Genomic DNA, 16,083 nt, shown 5'->3' with positions numbered 1-16,083 from the left:
TTTGTTAATTATCAATATGTTATAGTTTTTTGCGAAAATGCCCGGATTTTAAATATTCCGTTACTGATTGCGAAAAATAAATTCAAGATTTGTTCTGGGTGGTAATATTATGCATCTTCTTAACTTCACCGAGAATTGCTGCAACACCAATTGAACTTGTGGTGGGATTAAAAGAAAGTGTTATGGCCCAGGATGTGGGACATAACAAAAGAAAGGAAAATAATATATATAAACTCAGAATTCCGACTTTCAACCTCATTGCAGCCTCCTTATTAATAACAGTATCAGATAGATGTTAATATTCATCGTTCGATTAGTAGTATAACTCACAGGTTCCTAAGAAGTCTTTTTCAAGAGTAGCATGTAAGATCAAGTTTTTTAGGCCCTTGAATACCTCCCGCCAGCTGGCTATGTATAAAATAATTCCAGAATAAATTACTAACTAAAACAATATGCTATCGATTCTTGTATAACTACCATAATGCAAGAATTTTTTTGTCTTATAATGGTGAGCAATACTTGGGCCAAATAATATATATAATTGATATTATCCTAATTATATGAATTATGGATTTAAATAATAATTGCAAATTGTAAAGAATTCCGACATATTTTTACAGATGATGGAGAGATAATTTTTCGGGATAAAATGACTATATAATATTCATGTAAGGATTAATGCTATATAGTGCGGATAGTTATACTTGTAATAGAATTTGTGAATCTTAGTATGGTATTATTAGTAAAAGCTATCAATAAGATATTACTCATTGAAATTATATGTAATAGAAATATTTAGAATATAAATAAATTTATTTTATAATTGTGTAAAGAAATCCGACAGTTTATTATGACATATCATATAAATTGCACATTAATTATATGATTATACCGATTTATCAAATAGTTGACTATGTTTAAATAAAAAATAGGAATATGTAAAATATTCCGACAGTAAGAAAAGCAAATAATAACCATATGGACACCTTGAGCTTGACCAAACTGAAACGTTTTGAAATTAGCTCTGCCATATATTTTGGTATTGATAAATTAATATTTACAAAATCAAAAGGTTGTGAGATAAGAAAAGCACTTATGACCAATATCAACTTATGAATCCGGTTTATTATTATGCTTTGTGAGCTTTCCATAAGAAATTTTGCAATAATTGATGATCTTAACATCCGTTTTGCAGACGGTTTAACTGTTTTAAGCGGTGAGACAGGAGCAGGGAAATCAATTATTATAAATGCCGTAAATCTTTTGCTTGGAAGCAGGGCATCTGCAACACTGGTAAGGACCGGGGCAGAAAGTGCAGAACTTGAAGCCCTGTTTGAAATTACTCCTGAAAGCAAAACCGCAAAGCTTATGCGGGAGCAAGAATATGATCCTGCCGAAGGCCTTATTATAAGAAGAATTATTTCAAGAAATGACAGGCACAGAATATATATAAACGGAAGACTTTCGACAATTCAGATTTTAGAATCTATAACCGATAATCTTGTAAGTATTTCCGGACAGCATGCTCACCAGGGTCTTTTGAAAGAAGAACAACACCTTTTAATTCTTGACCAGTTTTCCGGGCTTGTTTTGCTTAGGAATCAAGTATCAGAATTATTTCATGAAATGATTCCGGTTGCCAAAAAATTAAAAGAGTTAAACTCAATACAAGATCGCCAGGCCGAGCAAATCGATTATCTTTCGTTTCAGAAAAAAGAGATAATTGATGCTTCTATTAAAGAAGGGGAAGACACAGCTTTGGAATATGAGAAAATAAGGCTTAAGAATATGGAAGCTATTTTCGAAGCTGTAAACAGCAGTATTGAGGAGTTATACAGCAAGAATGGTGCTGTGATAGAGCAGCTTGTTGGTGTAAGAAAAAATCTTGAAAAAGCAGGAAAGCTTGATTGCGCTCTTTCTTTACAAGCAGAATCTGTTGAACAGGCAGCTTATAATATAGAAGAGATATCTAATGCTCTTCGGGACTATCTTGTAAAAATACAAACGGATGAAAATGAGCTGGAAGCTGTTGAGGCACGGTTGGATTTTATAAACAAGCTGAAGCGAAAATACGGAGGATCGCTTGAGACAATTTTTGTAAGACTAAAAGAAATTGAAAAAGAACTATCCGGTATAGAAAATATTGCTGAAAATATTTGCGAAACACAGAAAATGCTTGATAAAATGCATAAAGAGCTTGCTGCATCTGCCAAAAGACTTTCAGCAAAAAGGATTGAAAGCGCAAAGAAATTTGCAGCAAAAGTTGAAAAAGAACTTTCAAGCCTTAAAATGTCGGGCACCAAATTTGAAGTATCTTTGCAGACTCAGGTTGCATCAAGCAGTGCGGATTCAATTTTTACATCAGACGGCTGTATTATAAATGAAAACGGAATTGACAATGCCGTATTTCTGATTGCTCCGAATGTGGGAGAAACATTAAAACCTCTTTCTGCTATAGTTTCAGGTGGTGAGCTTTCAAGAGTCATACTTGCTTTAAAAGCCCTTCTTGCCCAAACCGAATCGGTAGAAACAATTGTTTTTGATGAGGTTGATTCCGGTATAGGTGGAGGTGTTGCCGAAGTGGTTGGCCGGAAAATGGCCTCTCTTGCACAAAATTACCAGATAATTTGTATTACCCATCTTGCTCAGATAGCAAGTTTTGCCGATCACCATTTCAGAATATCAAAGCATGTGGCAGACAGAAAAACAAAAACCTTAATAACTCCTTTAAACAAAAATGAACGTATTGAAGAGATAGCAAGAATGATTGGCGGTGAAAAAATAACCGATGCAACAATTGCTCATGCAGTTGAGATGCTTGATAATAAATGAAAAAATCATATAAATTTTCTTTTTCCCAATTAAGCCCGCAGGCTTTAGTTACATTAAGTTTTGTAAGCGTTATTTTAATCGGAGCGTATTTATTATCATGTCCGTTTGCTTCAACCGGTTTGGCGTTAAATTTTGTAGATTCTCTTTTTACTTCAACTTCTGCTACCTGTGTTACCGGATTAGTTGTAGTAGACACAGGAACCTATTTTTCACTAACAGGCCAAATTATAATTCTTGTTCTTATTCAAATAGGCGGTTTGGGAATAATGTCTTTTTCAACTCTTCTGCTGTTTTTTTTGCGCGGCAGATTCGGAATCGGAAGCAGGGAGATTATTCAGGAAACTTTAGCCTTTTTTGATACGATTGATATCGGGGCACTCCTAAAATCGGTATTTATATTTACATTCTCGTTTGAGGCTATTGGAGTATTTCTTTTAACAATCCGTTTTCTTTTTGATATGCCTTTAGGCCAAGCTTTTTTCACAGCCGTATTTCACTCGATTTCCGCTTTCTGCAATGCCGGTTTCAGTACTTTCCCTGATAGTTTGACTGCTTATCGTTCTGATATATTTGTTAATTTAATAATTATGTTGTTGATAGTAAGCGGCGGTATCGGATTTATTGTGATATATGAAATTTATAAGCTCCGTAAAAAAGGTTTCACTTTTTACAAACTATCCCTTCATTCCAGAGTTGTTCTTTTATATTCTTTTTTACTTATAATTATAGGGGCAGTTTTTCTGTTTATTTTTGAATATGAAGTTTCAATGAAAGGATATAACCTGTTTACAAAATTTCTTTCATCTTTGTTTCAATCCGTAACTGCACGTACGGCCGGTTTTAATACGATTGATATATCCGCCATATCCATGCCTTCATTATTTGTTATCGCAAGTCTTATGTTCATTGGCGCATCCCCGGCATCCTGTGGTGGCGGTATCAAAACGGCTACCCTGGCAGTTATATTTGCATTCGTAAAATCTAAAATCAAAGGGTCAAAAAACGTAAATTTGTTTTACAGTACCTTGCCTTTTAGAGTGATTTCAAAAGCAATAGTGCTTGTTGTTTTTGCTATTCTAACCGTAATCATTTTTTCTTTTTTAGTTTTAGTTGCGGAGTTTCATAATACACCTTTTGCAGATAATGGGACGTTATTTATTAAAATTATTTTTGAAGTTATTTCCGCTTTTGGTACTGTGGGTCTTTCTGCCGGGATAACACCGGAACTTTCTTCAATTAGCCGTATATTAATAACGATAGTAATGCTTATAGGCAGAGTCGGGCCTTTAACTTTAGCCGTTGTTATAGCAACTAAAGATGAACAAGATGTTCAATATGCAGAAGATAATATTTTAGTGGGGTAATTGTTATGAAAAATATAGCTATAATTGGTCTTAATAGTTTCGGTTTTTATCTTTGCAAGTCATTAAGTTCACAAGGTTTTAATATAATGGCTATTGAAATTAAAGAAGAACTGGTGAATCAGGTTAAACCGTATGTAAGAAAAGCTGTAATCGGTGATGCAAAGGATAAGAGTTTTTTAATGAAGTTGGGTATCACTGATTTTGATACGGTTGTTATTTCCGTAGGCAGCAAAATGGATGTCAGCGTATTAATTACGCTTTATATGAAAGAATTAAATATTAAAAATATTATAGCCAAAGCTCTTAGTGAGGATCATTCTAAAATATTGGAGAAAATCGGGGCAACGCATATTATTTTCCCCGAGCGTGATTTGGCGGAACAAATGGCACATACAATCGCTTCTCCAAATTTTTTAAAGTATATCCCGCTTACCGAAGGATTCAGTTTGATTGAGGTAAGTCCTCCGTTTGAATGGCGTGGTAAAAAACTAAAGGACTTAATGTTAAGAAACCGATACCAGATTCAAATTGTAATGATCCGAGAAATTATTCCGGAAAGAGTTGTAATTCCTGATGGTGAATTTATCTTAAAAGATAGTGATATCCTTTATATTATCGGCAGTGAAGAACATATCAGTTCTTTACGAAAGGGTATAAACTGAATGAAATGAAAAAAGGAACGTATTTATACTATCTCTATCTGTTTGATATAGCACTTTGATTTTTCTATTACTTGACAATAGGTTAATAGTGGTAATAAATACAAATATGTTATTTAGAGATTTAGTGTGTTCAAAGAATTAAGGAGTGCTGCAATGCCAATATATGAGTTTAAATGTTTGAAATGTGATGAATTTTTTGAATTGATCCTTATGAACAAAGAGGAAGAGGCCCAGCTTAAATGCCCAAAATGCAATAGTGAGGATTTTGAGAGGGTAATAAGCACAACAAATTTCAGTATGGGTGCCGGATCAGCAGGAAATGAATCTTCCGGTACTCAGACCAGAGCATGTTCGAGCGGATCATGTACCACCTATAATATCCCGGGATATTCCAAATAGCTTGATTTATTGTTTCATATTTCCTTTCAAACAAAGCTGTAAATCCACTATGGAACATATATGAAAAAAACTCATAAACAGGAAAAAAAACAATTTGAAAAATTCTTCAAAGAGGGAAATATTGATAATTTTGAAGAACGATTTAAAGTTTTAGATACCTTTCTTCAGACTGAAAATCATCTGACATCTCAAGAGCTTACAAAAATGCTCAATGATAATGGGCATAATCTTGATAATTCATTTGTGAAAGATACCTTAAATTTGATGTGCAAGCTTGGGTTTGCCTCTAAAAATAAATTTGATAACGGCATAATACGCTATGAACACAGGCATTTGGGGCAGCATCACGATCATATGATATGCATAAAATGCAAAAATATTATCGAATTTGAAGAAGATGAAATAGAAAATTTACAAATCAAAATTGCCTCAGCTCATGGATTTCACATGCTTCAGCATAAAATGGAACTTTATGGAATCTGTTCCCAATGTTTAAAAGAAAGGGCATCTTTAATGCCTTTATCAAAGGCAAGACCTGGCGAGCGCTTGATGATTAAGGATATTACCGGAGGGGCCGGTGCACGTATGAGGTTGCTTAGTATGGGAATCAGGCCTGATGATGAGATTGAAGTTATAACTAAAGTTGCCAAAGGTCAGGTTGTCGTTGCATCAAAATCCAGCCGGTACGCAATAGGACAGGGTCTTGCGCAAAAAATAATTGTTGAACCTGTCAAAAAATAGGAGTTTGTTTATGTTGCTTAGTGAGTTAAAGGAAGGGGAAACCGGTATAATTATCAAGATAGCCGGTAACGGAGCTTTGAGAAGAAGAATTCTTGAAATGGGAATAGTAAAAGGCTCTAAGATATATATAGAAAAATATGCACCTCTAAAAGATCCTTTGGAACTGGTTGTAAAAAATTATCATATATCTTTACGGGTGGAAGAAGCGGCACAGATTACAGTCGAAAAATCAGAGTAGGAATGCATGATTGATAAAAAAAATATAACCATTGCTCTTGCAGGTAATCCTAACTCAGGAAAAACTACGATATTTAACAATATAACAGGGTCACGGCAAAAGATCGGGAACTGGCCCGGTGTTACCGTAGAAAAAAAAGAAGGCCTCATCAGCAAATTCGGATATGATCTTAAAATAGTTGATCTGCCCGGAACTTATAGTTTAACCCCCTTTTCAATAGAAGAGATTGTTGCAAGAGATTTTGTTTTAGAAGAATCTCCGGATGTAGTAATTGATATTATAGATTCATCCAATCTTGAAAGAAGTCTTTATCTTGCAACCCAGTTAAGAGAAATAGACGGTAAGGTCCTTTTTGTCCTGAATATGGCGGATGTAGTCCGTTCTCATGGAACCAAGATTGATGCCCAAAAACTTTCATCACTTCTTGATGTTCCGGTTGTATTTACTGTGGGTAACAAAAACGAAGGGATTGATGATCTGTTGAAAGAAGCAATAAAGCTTGCAGAATCAAACCCTGTTAAGAAAGAAAAAAGAAATGTTAAATATAGTAAAGATATCGAAAACGCAATTGTAAGAATTCAGGAACTGATAGAAGATAAAGCAAAAGATAATCTACATTATAATACCAGATGGACTTCAATAAAGCTTCTTGAGGACGACAAGATTGTTAAAGAACGCTTTGTGCAAAAAACAGGAAATGCAGGAGCTGATATTATCAATGAAGTTCAGACTCTTCGCAAAAATCTTTTAAACCTTTATGATGAAGATCCGGAAATCGTTATGACTGATGAACGATACGGGTTTATATCCGGGATCATTAAGGAAGTACAAACAATTTCGCCTAAAATCAGAGTTGATATTTCACGAAATATTGATCTTGTTCTTACAAACAAATTTATAGGTTTTCCAATATTTATTTTCTTTATATGGGCAATGTTTCAGCTTACTTTTTCGCTTGGCGCTTACCCGATGGATTGGCTGGATAAAGGGATAGCACTTCTTTCTTTAGGTTTTGAAAGTGTTCTTCCGGAAAGTATTTTTAAGGATTTATTGATAAACGGCATCATTGCAGGTGTAGGCAGTGTAATTGTCTTTTTGCCTAATATTTTAATACTTTTTTTCTGCATAGCATTGTTTGAAGATACCGGCTACATGGCAAGAGCTGCGTTTCTCATGGATAAGATCATGCATCTTATAGGGCTTCATGGGAAATCTTTTATTCCCATGCTTATGGGGTTTGGATGTAATGTTCCGGCTATTATGGCGACAAGAACATTAGAGAGCGAAAAAGACCGCATTTTAACAATTCTTATTACTCCTTTCATGTCATGTTCTGCGAAACTTCCGGTTTATATTGTGCTTGCAGGGACCTTTTTTGCCGCAAAAGCCGGGAATGTTATATTTTCCCTGTACCTTTTCGGAATTGTTCTTTCTATAGTATCGGGAAGGCTCTTTCGCTCGACAATTCTAAAAGGTGTTGACGCTCCGTTTGTAATGGAACTTCCTCCCTACAGAGTGCCAATGCTAAAAAGCCTTATGATTCATATGTGGGACAGAAGTAAGATGTTTTTAAAAAAGATGGGAAAAATTATATTAATCGGTTCAATTATTGTGTGGTTTCTTTCATCTTTTCCAAAAAATATTAATTATTCCATAGATTATACTTCTACTATAAACAAGATTAATGCATCATTTAAGGAAAAAATTGCCTCAGCGAATGAAGAAGATAAAACATTGTTAAATGAACAAATGCTTGCTGAAATAGCAGATATCCGGAAAAAATTGAACCTTGAAAAAACAGAAAAATCATATATGGGTAAAATCGGAAAAGGCGTTTCACCTGTTTTTGAGCCATTGGGGATTGACTGGCGGGGCAGTGTTTCATTGTTAACGGGCGTTTTTGCAAAAGAGATTGTTGTAAGTACGCTTGGAGTTTTATATTCAGCCGAAGGTTCCGATGACAAGAATGCCTTGTCCAATGCATTGCGTTCTTCCGGCATGACACCTCTTTCAGCTCTTTCAATGATGGTTTTTGTATTATTATATTTGCCGTGTCTTGCTACCATTACAATGATAAAAAAAGAAACGGGCTCGTTTAAATGGACTTTTTTCAGCATAACATACAGCACAGTAATTGCCTGGGTTTCAGCCTTTTGTGTTTACCAGGGAGGAAGGCTTCTGGGGTTTGCATAGTTATGTAAATTATGAAGGATTTTAACTTCTGGGCCCCGCTTATAGCTGATGATACAGCATGTAGCCTGAGGTTGCCCGTAATGCCCTAACGGAAATGTACAGGCAGCAAAAGAAGAGGGGTCAGGGCAACCGCATTTAGAATTAATGTAGTTGCTCTGTGCTCAGATATTCTATTTACAACCCCCTATCCCCCTTTTATTAAGGGGGAATTAAATGGAAGGAGATCACTATCTTCAAATTCCCCCTTAGAAAAGGGGGATAAAAGGGGGTTGTGAAAAGATAAAATCCAAATGTGATTACCCTGGAAGAGGGGATTACAAGACTTGATAAGCCGAGACGTGTTTTTAAAATATTGAATTTAATTCAATGTAAGTTATATTTTCAGCATCTTCACAAGTACTATTCCAATAAAGAAAAAGGCAGAGTAAGCCCGCCGCATATCTTATGTACCAGTGAATTATTTTAAGAAATCCAATATTACAGACTTATCAAAGGTTTTCTGGTTGGTGGATATTTTGTGGTTACGGAAAGACATCTTAAATGATCAGTTTCTGTGTTAAGTTTTGTTTACAATCATGAATATTAGAAACTTAAGTGCAATTTATTCTGCTTCTTATTCTCACCATAGTTTCGACTCAATAATGATAGCTTAACTCTTCAAAATAACCGGATAAAACGTTTGACAATAGATTGCTGGCAGGTATATTGTAATCACGTTTGTTTTGGTTTACTTGGACGTAAATGCCAAAATCCGGAAAATGAAATACTGATCCATCTGCATGCACGCACTTTTAAAATAGATTACTCAAGAAGGAAAACCAAACCTTTGAGTCTTACCGACTATCAGGCTAAATATTTTGCCTATGAATTGACCAGGCGCTTTCCACCGGACAGTGTTGAAAAGATTACCGTGGCATTTGCAGGTGCCCAGGTGGACATGAACCCCCATCAGATTGATGCCGCTTTGTTTGCATTTAAATCGCCTCTCTCGAAAGGAGCGTTGCTGGCTGATGAAGTGGGGTTGGGAAAAACCATTGAGGCCGGTTTGGTGCTTTCACAGAAATGGGCCGAGCGAAAACGGCGCATACTTGTCATCACACCCTCTAATCTTCGCAAGCAATGGTATCAAGAGCTGACTGAGAAATTCTTTCTCCCGTGCCGTCTGTTGGAAACAAAATCTTTTAATGCTGCTATCAAACAAGGCGAGTTGCGACCTTTTGAATCATCGGAAATTATCATTTGTTCTTACCATTTTGCTAAAAGTAAAGCCGAGGACGTCCGGGCTGTTTTATGGAATTTGGTGGTAATTGACGAAGCCCATCGGCTGCGAAATGTCTATAAGCCTTCCAATGTTATTGCAAGTATGCTTAAGTTCGCCCTTGCCGGTAAGAATAAACTGCTTCTGACAGCAACGCCTTTGCAAAATTCAATTCTTGAGCTTTTTGGGCTGGTGAGTTTCATTGATGAGCATACTTTCGGCGATCTGAAGAGCTTTCGGGAACAGTTTGCCAATCTCAGCCAGGAACAGGTGTTCAATACTCTCAAAATGCGGCTCAAACCGGTTTGTCACCGCACCCTGCGCCGCCAGGTACTGCCATATATTAAATACACGCAACGCTTGCCAATTGTTGAGGAATTCACCCCGGCTGAAAGTGAAGACCGACTCTATCACCTGGTCTCTGAATATCTACAGCGTGATAACCTTCAGGCTTTACCAGCCGGCCAGCGCTCTCTGATGACACTTGTACTGCGCAAATTGTTAGCTTCATCAACCTTTGCTATTGCAGGCGCCCTGATATCCATATCGAACCGGCTGAAGGCAAAATTATGCAAAGAAGAATTGGCCGAAACTCTTGCGGATGAGCTGGATCAGGATTATGAAGCCCTTGACCTAACCGCTGATGAATGGGATGAAGAGGAACCTGTTGAAAAACTTTCCGAAGCCGATCGCAAAGCAATTGAACTTGAGATTGCCGATCTGGACGCTTTCACCAGTTTGGCCACCTCAATCGAACATAATGCCAAAGGACTGGCTTTGCTCAAAGCGCTTAATATTGCCTTTGCCAAGGCAGCCGAAATCGGTGCAGCCCAAAAAGCAGTTATCTTCACCGAGTCACGGCGTACACAGAACTACTTGCTACGTCTTTTGGTGAATAGCCCTTTTGCTGATGGGATCGTATTATTCAACGGTTCCAATACAGATGAACGCTCCAGAGAGATCTATAAGAATTGGTACGAGCGACACATGGAAACAGATCGCATCAGCGGGTCACGAACGGCGGATATGCGCTCGGCCCTTGTGGATTACTTCCGTGAAGAGGGCCATATTATGATCGCCACAGAGGCGGGCGCAGAGGGCATCAACTTGCAGTTCTGTTCTCTGGTGGTAAACTATGATTTGCCTTGGAATCCCCAACGCATCGAACAGCGTATCGGACGCTGTCACCGTTACGGTCAGCAGCATGATGTAGTGGTGGTCAATTTTTTGAATCGCAAAAACGCTGCCGATAAAAGGGTTTTTCAGCTTCTGTCCGAGAAGTTCCGGCTTTTCGAAGGTGTTTTCGGGGCCAGCGATGAAGTATTGGGCGCTATAGAATCAGGGGTTGATTTTGAAAAAAGGATCGTCGCCATCTACCAGCGTTGCCGCAAGCCGGAAGAAATTCAGGCCGCTTTTGACGAACTTCAGCATGAACTGAGCCTGGAAATCAATGAGGCCATGACCCGTACGCGTCAGCAACTGCTGGAAAATTTCGACGATGAAGTAAGGGAAAAGCTAAAGATACGTGATGAGATATCAAAGGCCTACCTCAACAATTTCGAACGTATGCTCATGCAGTTAACCCGGCATGAATTAAACGGGCACGCTGAATTTAAAACAGATGCTATCTTCCGTTTGATATCTCAACCCTTTCCTGAATTGGCTGACAAGATCCCGCTTGGACTTTACGAATTGCCTCGCCGGTCCGGCGAAGCACACCTTTACAGGTTCAACCATCCTTTGGCAGAAGCCATTGTCGCCAGAGCCAAAGATCGACAAACCCCATCGGCTGAAGTCCACTTCGACTATGGACAGCACGACGGTAAAGTGTCGATACTGGAACCTTTCATCGGGCAATCCGGTTGGCTTAATGCCTGGTTCTATACCGTCGAGTCCCTTGATCAGGCTGAGGACCACCTTATCCTCGCAGCGGTCACTGATGATGAACGTCACATGGATGATAAAACCGCAGCCAGATTGCTCAGTCTGCCCGGTAATTTAATAAAAACTTTAAACGGCGGAAAGATCAACGGCGGCTTGGAGGCAACTTTGCAGCAACGCCAAGCGGCTATCCAAAAAGAGATATCCGAGCGTAACGCCCGTTTTTTCGAAGCAGAAGCCGACAAGTTGGATGGTTGGGCGGATGACCTCAAAATCGGTCTGGAACGCGAAATAAAAGAGCTGGACCGGCAGATTAAAGAAGCCCGTCGCTCCGCTACTGCCGCACTAACATTGGAAGAAAAGCTGGCAGGCCAGAAACAGATCAAAGCCCTGGAAGCACAACGCAATCAGAAACGACGTTCCCTTTTCGATGCCCAGGATGAAGTTGATCGACAGCGGGACGAGTTAATCGCGATGATTGAAGGGAAGTTGCAGCAGCGAACAGATCTTGTTCAGCTATTTGAAATTCGTTGGAGTTTAAGGTAAGTATGTATTGGAGGGATAAAGGAGTCGTGGCAAACCTTGATGACTTGATTAAACGACGCAGAAAAAATATAGCACTATCATTTTAATGAAACGAGTAGATTTCTAACGTAAATCATGATAAAAAAAGTCCGAAGCCAATCTAAAAAGAAGCCACCGTTATTGAACAGTTAACCTTCTAAGAAGTAAAAATGGATATTGAACAAGTTTGAACATATAATTACACCAATTATATTTGTCATTATAACTTTAATTTGGATATCTTCAGTTTTGGAATTTTTCGGTATTGAAAGAAAACTATTCAATATATTGTTAACACATTAGGAGTATCATGCTATTTTTATCCCATACATCAGCTGATAAACCCATAGTCCGAAAGCTTGCGAAAGATCTTGAAAATGCAGGGTTTCCAGTTTGGTTGGACGAATGGCGAATTAGAGTTGGTGAATGTATAGCAACTGCTATAGAAGAAGCGCTTACTTCGTGCCAATTCGTTCTTGTTGTCCTATCACCCAATGCTATTGCATCGGGGTGGGTAGATCGTGAGTGGAAAGCAAAGTACTGGATGGAAGTTGAAGAAGATCGGGTTCGAGTTCTTCCGATTGTAATAGAGCAATGCTCAGTGCCACTTCTCTTAAGAACAAAACGTTATGTGGATTTCACTGACGACTATTATAAGGGGCTTTCTGTGCTTCTCGATTCTATAAAAGCCTATATTTCAGAGGATTCATCAAAAAACTTTTACGCATACGCTCCTATCGTCTCCAAGCAATTATTATCAAGCACTTTGGCATCAGCAAGAAACGAATATTGGGATAAATTTTATAATCATTTGTCATCGTTACGTGATCCGGACCGCTTAGAACTCCAAAAGGTCAACACGCTTCACTACTTAGAAAAATGGGGACTAACTGTGCAGCAACTGAGAAATGAGCTTGCGAGATTTGGGTTCCCGACTGTCGTAAATCCCTATTTTACAGCAGACTTAGCGATAGCGCTTGAAAATTTTCAAAGGACCAATTGCATGCGCCACATTGATGGATTGTTCGGCGAATTAACCTATCGAGAGATGCATAAACTACATTCAGACTCAAAAGGATAGCAATCTGCTGGTAGGGACGCGCAAACTGCCGCGCGCCCCACAGCAGTCCGTTGACAGTGTAGATAATACAATTATTATAAACATGAATCAAATATGATGATGGGAGAAGAAGGTATGAGCATAAAAACAGCAGATATTCTTGAACTGAGCGTTGCCGAGCGGATTCAAATGGTTGAAGACATATGGGACAGCATCGCAGCCGTCCCGGAGACCGTTTTGCTCAGCGAAGATCAAAAACTGGAACTTGATCGCAGACTGGAAGCATATCATCTAAATCCAGACGCTGGGGCTCCTTGGATCGAAGTTAGAGAACGAATCCGCAACTGGTCCAGATCATGAAAAAGCCCCTGATAGTCAGACCAGAAGCAGAAGTCGATCTGGCCGAGGCATACCAGTGGTATGAACAACAAGTTCATGGTTTGGGTGCGCAGTTTCTCTTGTGTGTGGATGCTGTGATGGCGTCAATCGAAAGGAATCCTCAGCTTTTTCCGGTTGTCCACAAAGCTGTCATTCGGCGCGCTCTGACGCGACGGTTTCCCTATGGAGTGTTTTTTGTCGAAGGGGAGCGAAGCATCTCCGTTATTGGGGTGGCCCACGCGAAGCGGAACCCGCGAGTTTGGCAAGACCGAGTTTGACAGCAAGCAAACTTAGAAGCAGTTTCAGCCGATAAGGACGACTTAACCGCGCATTATATTCCTAAAATAAAAATTACAACAGGTTAATCAAATATGTTTAGAGCAGACCAACCAATAAATACCCATAAGGAAGATTTGCTCAGCCGTCATTCATTCGCGAAAGCACTCGCTACGGCAATTATGAGTTACGAATTAGATGATACCATCTCTGTTGGCTTGTTTGGCGAATGGGGTTCAGGAAAAACATCACTTATTAATTTGACTTTGGAGGAAATTAAATCCCTTTCGTCACAAAGAGAACCTTTTATAATAAAATTTAATCCCTGGAATTTTTCCGATCAAAATCAACTTATTCAACAATTCTTTAACGAACTGTCGCTGGTTCTATGCAGAGATGATTCAGCGGTGAGACACGTAAAAATAGGACGCACCATTCAAAGGTATGCTCGTTTTTTTGAGCCATTTGATTATGTGCCAACTGTTTCTTTTATCGGTAAGATAGCAAAAGCCTTGAAAGGCGTTGGAAAAGCCACAGAAAAAGCCGGTGAAGAAAGTTTGAAAAATCTTAGCGCAGTAAAAAGTGAGCTTAATATTCTACTGAGGAATATTGATACAAAAATTATAATAGTAATAGACGACATTGATAGGCTGAATAGCACTGAAATTAGACAAATATTCCAGCTTGTGAAATCGCTGGCTGATTTTCCTAAAACAATTTATCTGCTTTCCTTTGATAAGGATGTGGTTATAAATGCCTTAAAAAAAGTCCAAGAAGGCTCTGGAAATGATTACCTAGAAAAGGTTATTCAAGTTCCGTTTGAAATTCCACAAATATCCAAACAAGAAGTAGAGCATTTTCTTTTCAAAAAACTGGACGAACTTATTAAAGACATCCCTGAGGGACGGTGGGATCAAACCTATTGGGGCAACATCTATCATAGTGGTTTGAGGCATTTATTTCATAATATAAGGGATGTTAATCGATATCTAAACACATTAGGCTTCGGTTTCAGTTTGGTTAAAGATGAAGTAAATCCAATTGATTTTATAGCAATAACAGCCGTACAGGTTTTTATTCCTAATCTATACAAAAGTATCAAAGATAATAAAGATTTGTTTTCTGGAATAACAGATTCCTACCGGAGGTCAGAAGAAGCACGAAAGGATGAAGAAACTCGAATTGGGGTGATTCTTGAACAGGTTGATCAGGTACAGCACGATATTTTAACAGATTTTCTGCAACGACTTTTCCCAAAAATGGAAAATATTGGTTACAGCCGTAGCTTTCTTGAGTCATGGAGAAAGCAAGGCCGGATTTGCAGCCCTGACCTTTTTGACACATATTTTAAATTATTTATTCCAAAAGATGAAATATCCCTAAGGGAAATTGAAAGAATTTTATCAACTGGAAATGATACCGCAACCTTTTCAAGTGAGTTGTTAAAACTCTACCAAGACAATAAAATAATACGGTTTTTGGAGAGAATGGAAGACTACACAAGTGAAGATATACCTGAGGAAAATATAGTTCCAATAATAAATGCACTAATGGATGTTGGGGATATATTTCCAGATGGAATGCGTGGATTTTTCGCTACAAATACCCCTATGCGCATTCTGAGACTGTTTTATCAATTGAGTCATCGTTACAAGGAACATGAACAACGATACAAAATATTCGCAGATGCAATAAATAACGCGAATAAGAGTCTTTATACAATTGTAAATGAAATCGGGGTTCAGTGTCAGCAGCACGGGAAGTATGGTTTTAAAGAAAAACCAGAACCAGATGAAAACACAACAGTAGATTCTGATCAACTTGATGAATTAGTCAAGTTGGCACTAAAGAAGATTGAAGAGTGGGCTGAGAATGGGAAATTGGCAGTTCACAACCACCTTCTCTCTATACTATTTATGTGGCGCCGCTGGAACGATCCAGATCACGCAAGTAATTTTGTTCAATCGCTAATCAAAGACGATAAGGGGCTTATAGGATTTATCAAACATTTTCTTTCCGATATTCGGAGCCATGGAATGTCAGATTATGTCGAAAGAGTTAGCTGGCGGATTAACCTCGAAAGTGTAGAAACATTTGTTGATTTAGATGAAGTTGATACGCGGCTTAGAAAGCTTCAATCCAAGCCACAATACAACAATTTAGAGGATAAAGAAAAATTGGCAATTAAGACTTTTTTAGATACCCGCGATGGTAAAATTAAAGATAGGTTTTAAAAT

The 16,083-nt window shown here is 38.2% G+C and carries 13 protein-coding genes; 12 read left to right on the top strand and 1 reads right to left on the bottom strand.

Translation table 11 applies throughout. From position 1 onward, the window contains the following. Positions 1 to 82: 82 nt before the first annotated feature. The gene (locus KKC46_00735) at positions 83 to 259 is read right to left on the bottom strand and encodes a hypothetical protein (GenBank protein ID MBU1052339.1); all 177 of its coding nucleotides are present in this window, start codon (positions 257 to 259) and stop codon (positions 83 to 85) included. Positions 260 to 1,131: 872 nt separating this feature from the next. Between KKC46_00735 and recN the strand changes: the two genes are divergently transcribed. From recN to KKC46_00675, 12 genes are all read left to right on the top strand, one after another. After that, positions 1,132 to 2,832, top strand: coding sequence for a DNA repair protein RecN (gene recN, locus KKC46_00730; protein ID MBU1052338.1), 1,701 nt, complete (start codon positions 1,132 to 1,134; stop codon positions 2,830 to 2,832). Then, positions 2,829 to 4,196 carry a TrkH family potassium uptake protein gene (locus KKC46_00725; GenBank protein ID MBU1052337.1) on the top strand — a complete coding sequence of 456 codons (1,368 nt, stop codon included), beginning with the start codon at positions 2,829 to 2,831 and terminating at the stop codon, positions 4,194 to 4,196. Before recN ends, KKC46_00725 begins: the two co-directional genes overlap by 4 nt. A gap of 5 nt (positions 4,197 to 4,201) precedes the next feature. Next, positions 4,202 to 4,858, top strand: a complete 657-nt coding sequence (locus tag KKC46_00720) for a TrkA family potassium uptake protein (GenBank protein ID MBU1052336.1) — start codon at positions 4,202 to 4,204, stop codon at positions 4,856 to 4,858. Between the two features lie 153 nt (positions 4,859 to 5,011). Continuing rightward, positions 5,012 to 5,257 (top strand): zinc ribbon domain-containing protein, encoded by a 246-nt coding sequence (locus tag KKC46_00715; GenBank protein MBU1052335.1) that lies wholly within the window; start codon positions 5,012 to 5,014, stop codon positions 5,255 to 5,257. Between the two features lie 60 nt (positions 5,258 to 5,317). Continuing rightward, on the top strand, positions 5,318 to 5,998 hold the full coding sequence (locus KKC46_00710) for a transcriptional repressor (GenBank protein MBU1052334.1): 681 nt from the start codon (positions 5,318 to 5,320) through the stop codon (positions 5,996 to 5,998). 10 nt (positions 5,999 to 6,008) lie between these two features. Continuing rightward, positions 6,009 to 6,236, top strand: a complete 228-nt coding sequence (locus KKC46_00705; GenBank protein ID MBU1052333.1) for a ferrous iron transport protein A — start codon at positions 6,009 to 6,011, stop codon at positions 6,234 to 6,236. Positions 6,237 to 6,242: 6 nt separating this feature from the next. After that, the gene (gene feoB, locus KKC46_00700) at positions 6,243 to 8,429 is read left to right on the top strand and encodes a ferrous iron transport protein B (protein ID MBU1052332.1); all 2,187 of its coding nucleotides are present in this window, start codon (positions 6,243 to 6,245) and stop codon (positions 8,427 to 8,429) included. A 796-nt stretch (positions 8,430 to 9,225) separates the two neighbouring features. After that, the gene (locus tag KKC46_00695) at positions 9,226 to 12,114 is read left to right on the top strand and encodes a DEAD/DEAH box helicase family protein (GenBank protein ID MBU1052331.1); all 2,889 of its coding nucleotides are present in this window, start codon (positions 9,226 to 9,228) and stop codon (positions 12,112 to 12,114) included. A gap of 328 nt (positions 12,115 to 12,442) precedes the next feature. Next, on the top strand, positions 12,443 to 13,213 hold the full coding sequence (locus KKC46_00690; GenBank protein MBU1052330.1) for a toll/interleukin-1 receptor domain-containing protein: 771 nt from the start codon (positions 12,443 to 12,445) through the stop codon (positions 13,211 to 13,213). Positions 13,214 to 13,327: 114 nt separating this feature from the next. Continuing rightward, positions 13,328 to 13,552, top strand: coding sequence for an addiction module protein (locus KKC46_00685; GenBank protein MBU1052329.1), 225 nt, complete (start codon positions 13,328 to 13,330; stop codon positions 13,550 to 13,552). Then, positions 13,549 to 13,848, top strand: coding sequence for a type II toxin-antitoxin system RelE/ParE family toxin (locus KKC46_00680; protein ID MBU1052328.1), 300 nt, complete (start codon positions 13,549 to 13,551; stop codon positions 13,846 to 13,848). Before KKC46_00685 ends, KKC46_00680 begins: the two co-directional genes overlap by 4 nt. Positions 13,849 to 13,941: 93 nt before the next feature. Then, positions 13,942 to 16,080 carry an AAA family ATPase gene (locus tag KKC46_00675; protein MBU1052327.1) on the top strand — a complete coding sequence of 713 codons (2,139 nt, stop codon included), beginning with the start codon at positions 13,942 to 13,944 and terminating at the stop codon, positions 16,078 to 16,080. Positions 16,081 to 16,083: the final 3 nt, after the last annotated feature.

It is taken from the genome of Pseudomonadota bacterium (assembly GCA_018817425.1).
Classification (GTDB): domain Bacteria; phylum Desulfobacterota; class Desulfobacteria; order Desulfobacterales; family RPRI01; genus RPRI01.
This window is presented reverse-complemented; position numbering and strand designations above follow the sequence as displayed.

Coding starts and splice junctions, on each gene's coding strand:
- feoB (MBU1052332.1), top strand. CDS start 6,243: ATGATTGATAAAAAAAATATAACCATTGCTCTTGCAGGTAATCCTAAC.
- KKC46_00675 (MBU1052327.1), top strand. CDS start 13,942: ATGTTTAGAGCAGACCAACCAATAAATACCCATAAGGAAGATTTGCTC.
- KKC46_00680 (MBU1052328.1), top strand. CDS start 13,549: ATGAAAAAGCCCCTGATAGTCAGACCAGAAGCAGAAGTCGATCTGGCC.
- KKC46_00720 (MBU1052336.1), top strand. CDS start 4,202: ATGAAAAATATAGCTATAATTGGTCTTAATAGTTTCGGTTTTTATCTT.
- KKC46_00710 (MBU1052334.1), top strand. CDS start 5,318: ATGAAAAAAACTCATAAACAGGAAAAAAAACAATTTGAAAAATTCTTC.
- recN (MBU1052338.1), top strand. CDS start 1,132: ATGCTTTGTGAGCTTTCCATAAGAAATTTTGCAATAATTGATGATCTT.
- KKC46_00685 (MBU1052329.1), top strand. CDS start 13,328: ATGAGCATAAAAACAGCAGATATTCTTGAACTGAGCGTTGCCGAGCGG.
- KKC46_00690 (MBU1052330.1), top strand. CDS start 12,443: ATGCTATTTTTATCCCATACATCAGCTGATAAACCCATAGTCCGAAAG.
- KKC46_00725 (MBU1052337.1), top strand. CDS start 2,829: ATGAAAAAATCATATAAATTTTCTTTTTCCCAATTAAGCCCGCAGGCT.
- KKC46_00705 (MBU1052333.1), top strand. CDS start 6,009: ATGTTGCTTAGTGAGTTAAAGGAAGGGGAAACCGGTATAATTATCAAG.
- KKC46_00735 (MBU1052339.1), bottom strand. CDS start 259: ATGAGGTTGAAAGTCGGAATTCTGAGTTTATATATATTATTTTCCTTT.
- KKC46_00715 (MBU1052335.1), top strand. CDS start 5,012: ATGCCAATATATGAGTTTAAATGTTTGAAATGTGATGAATTTTTTGAA.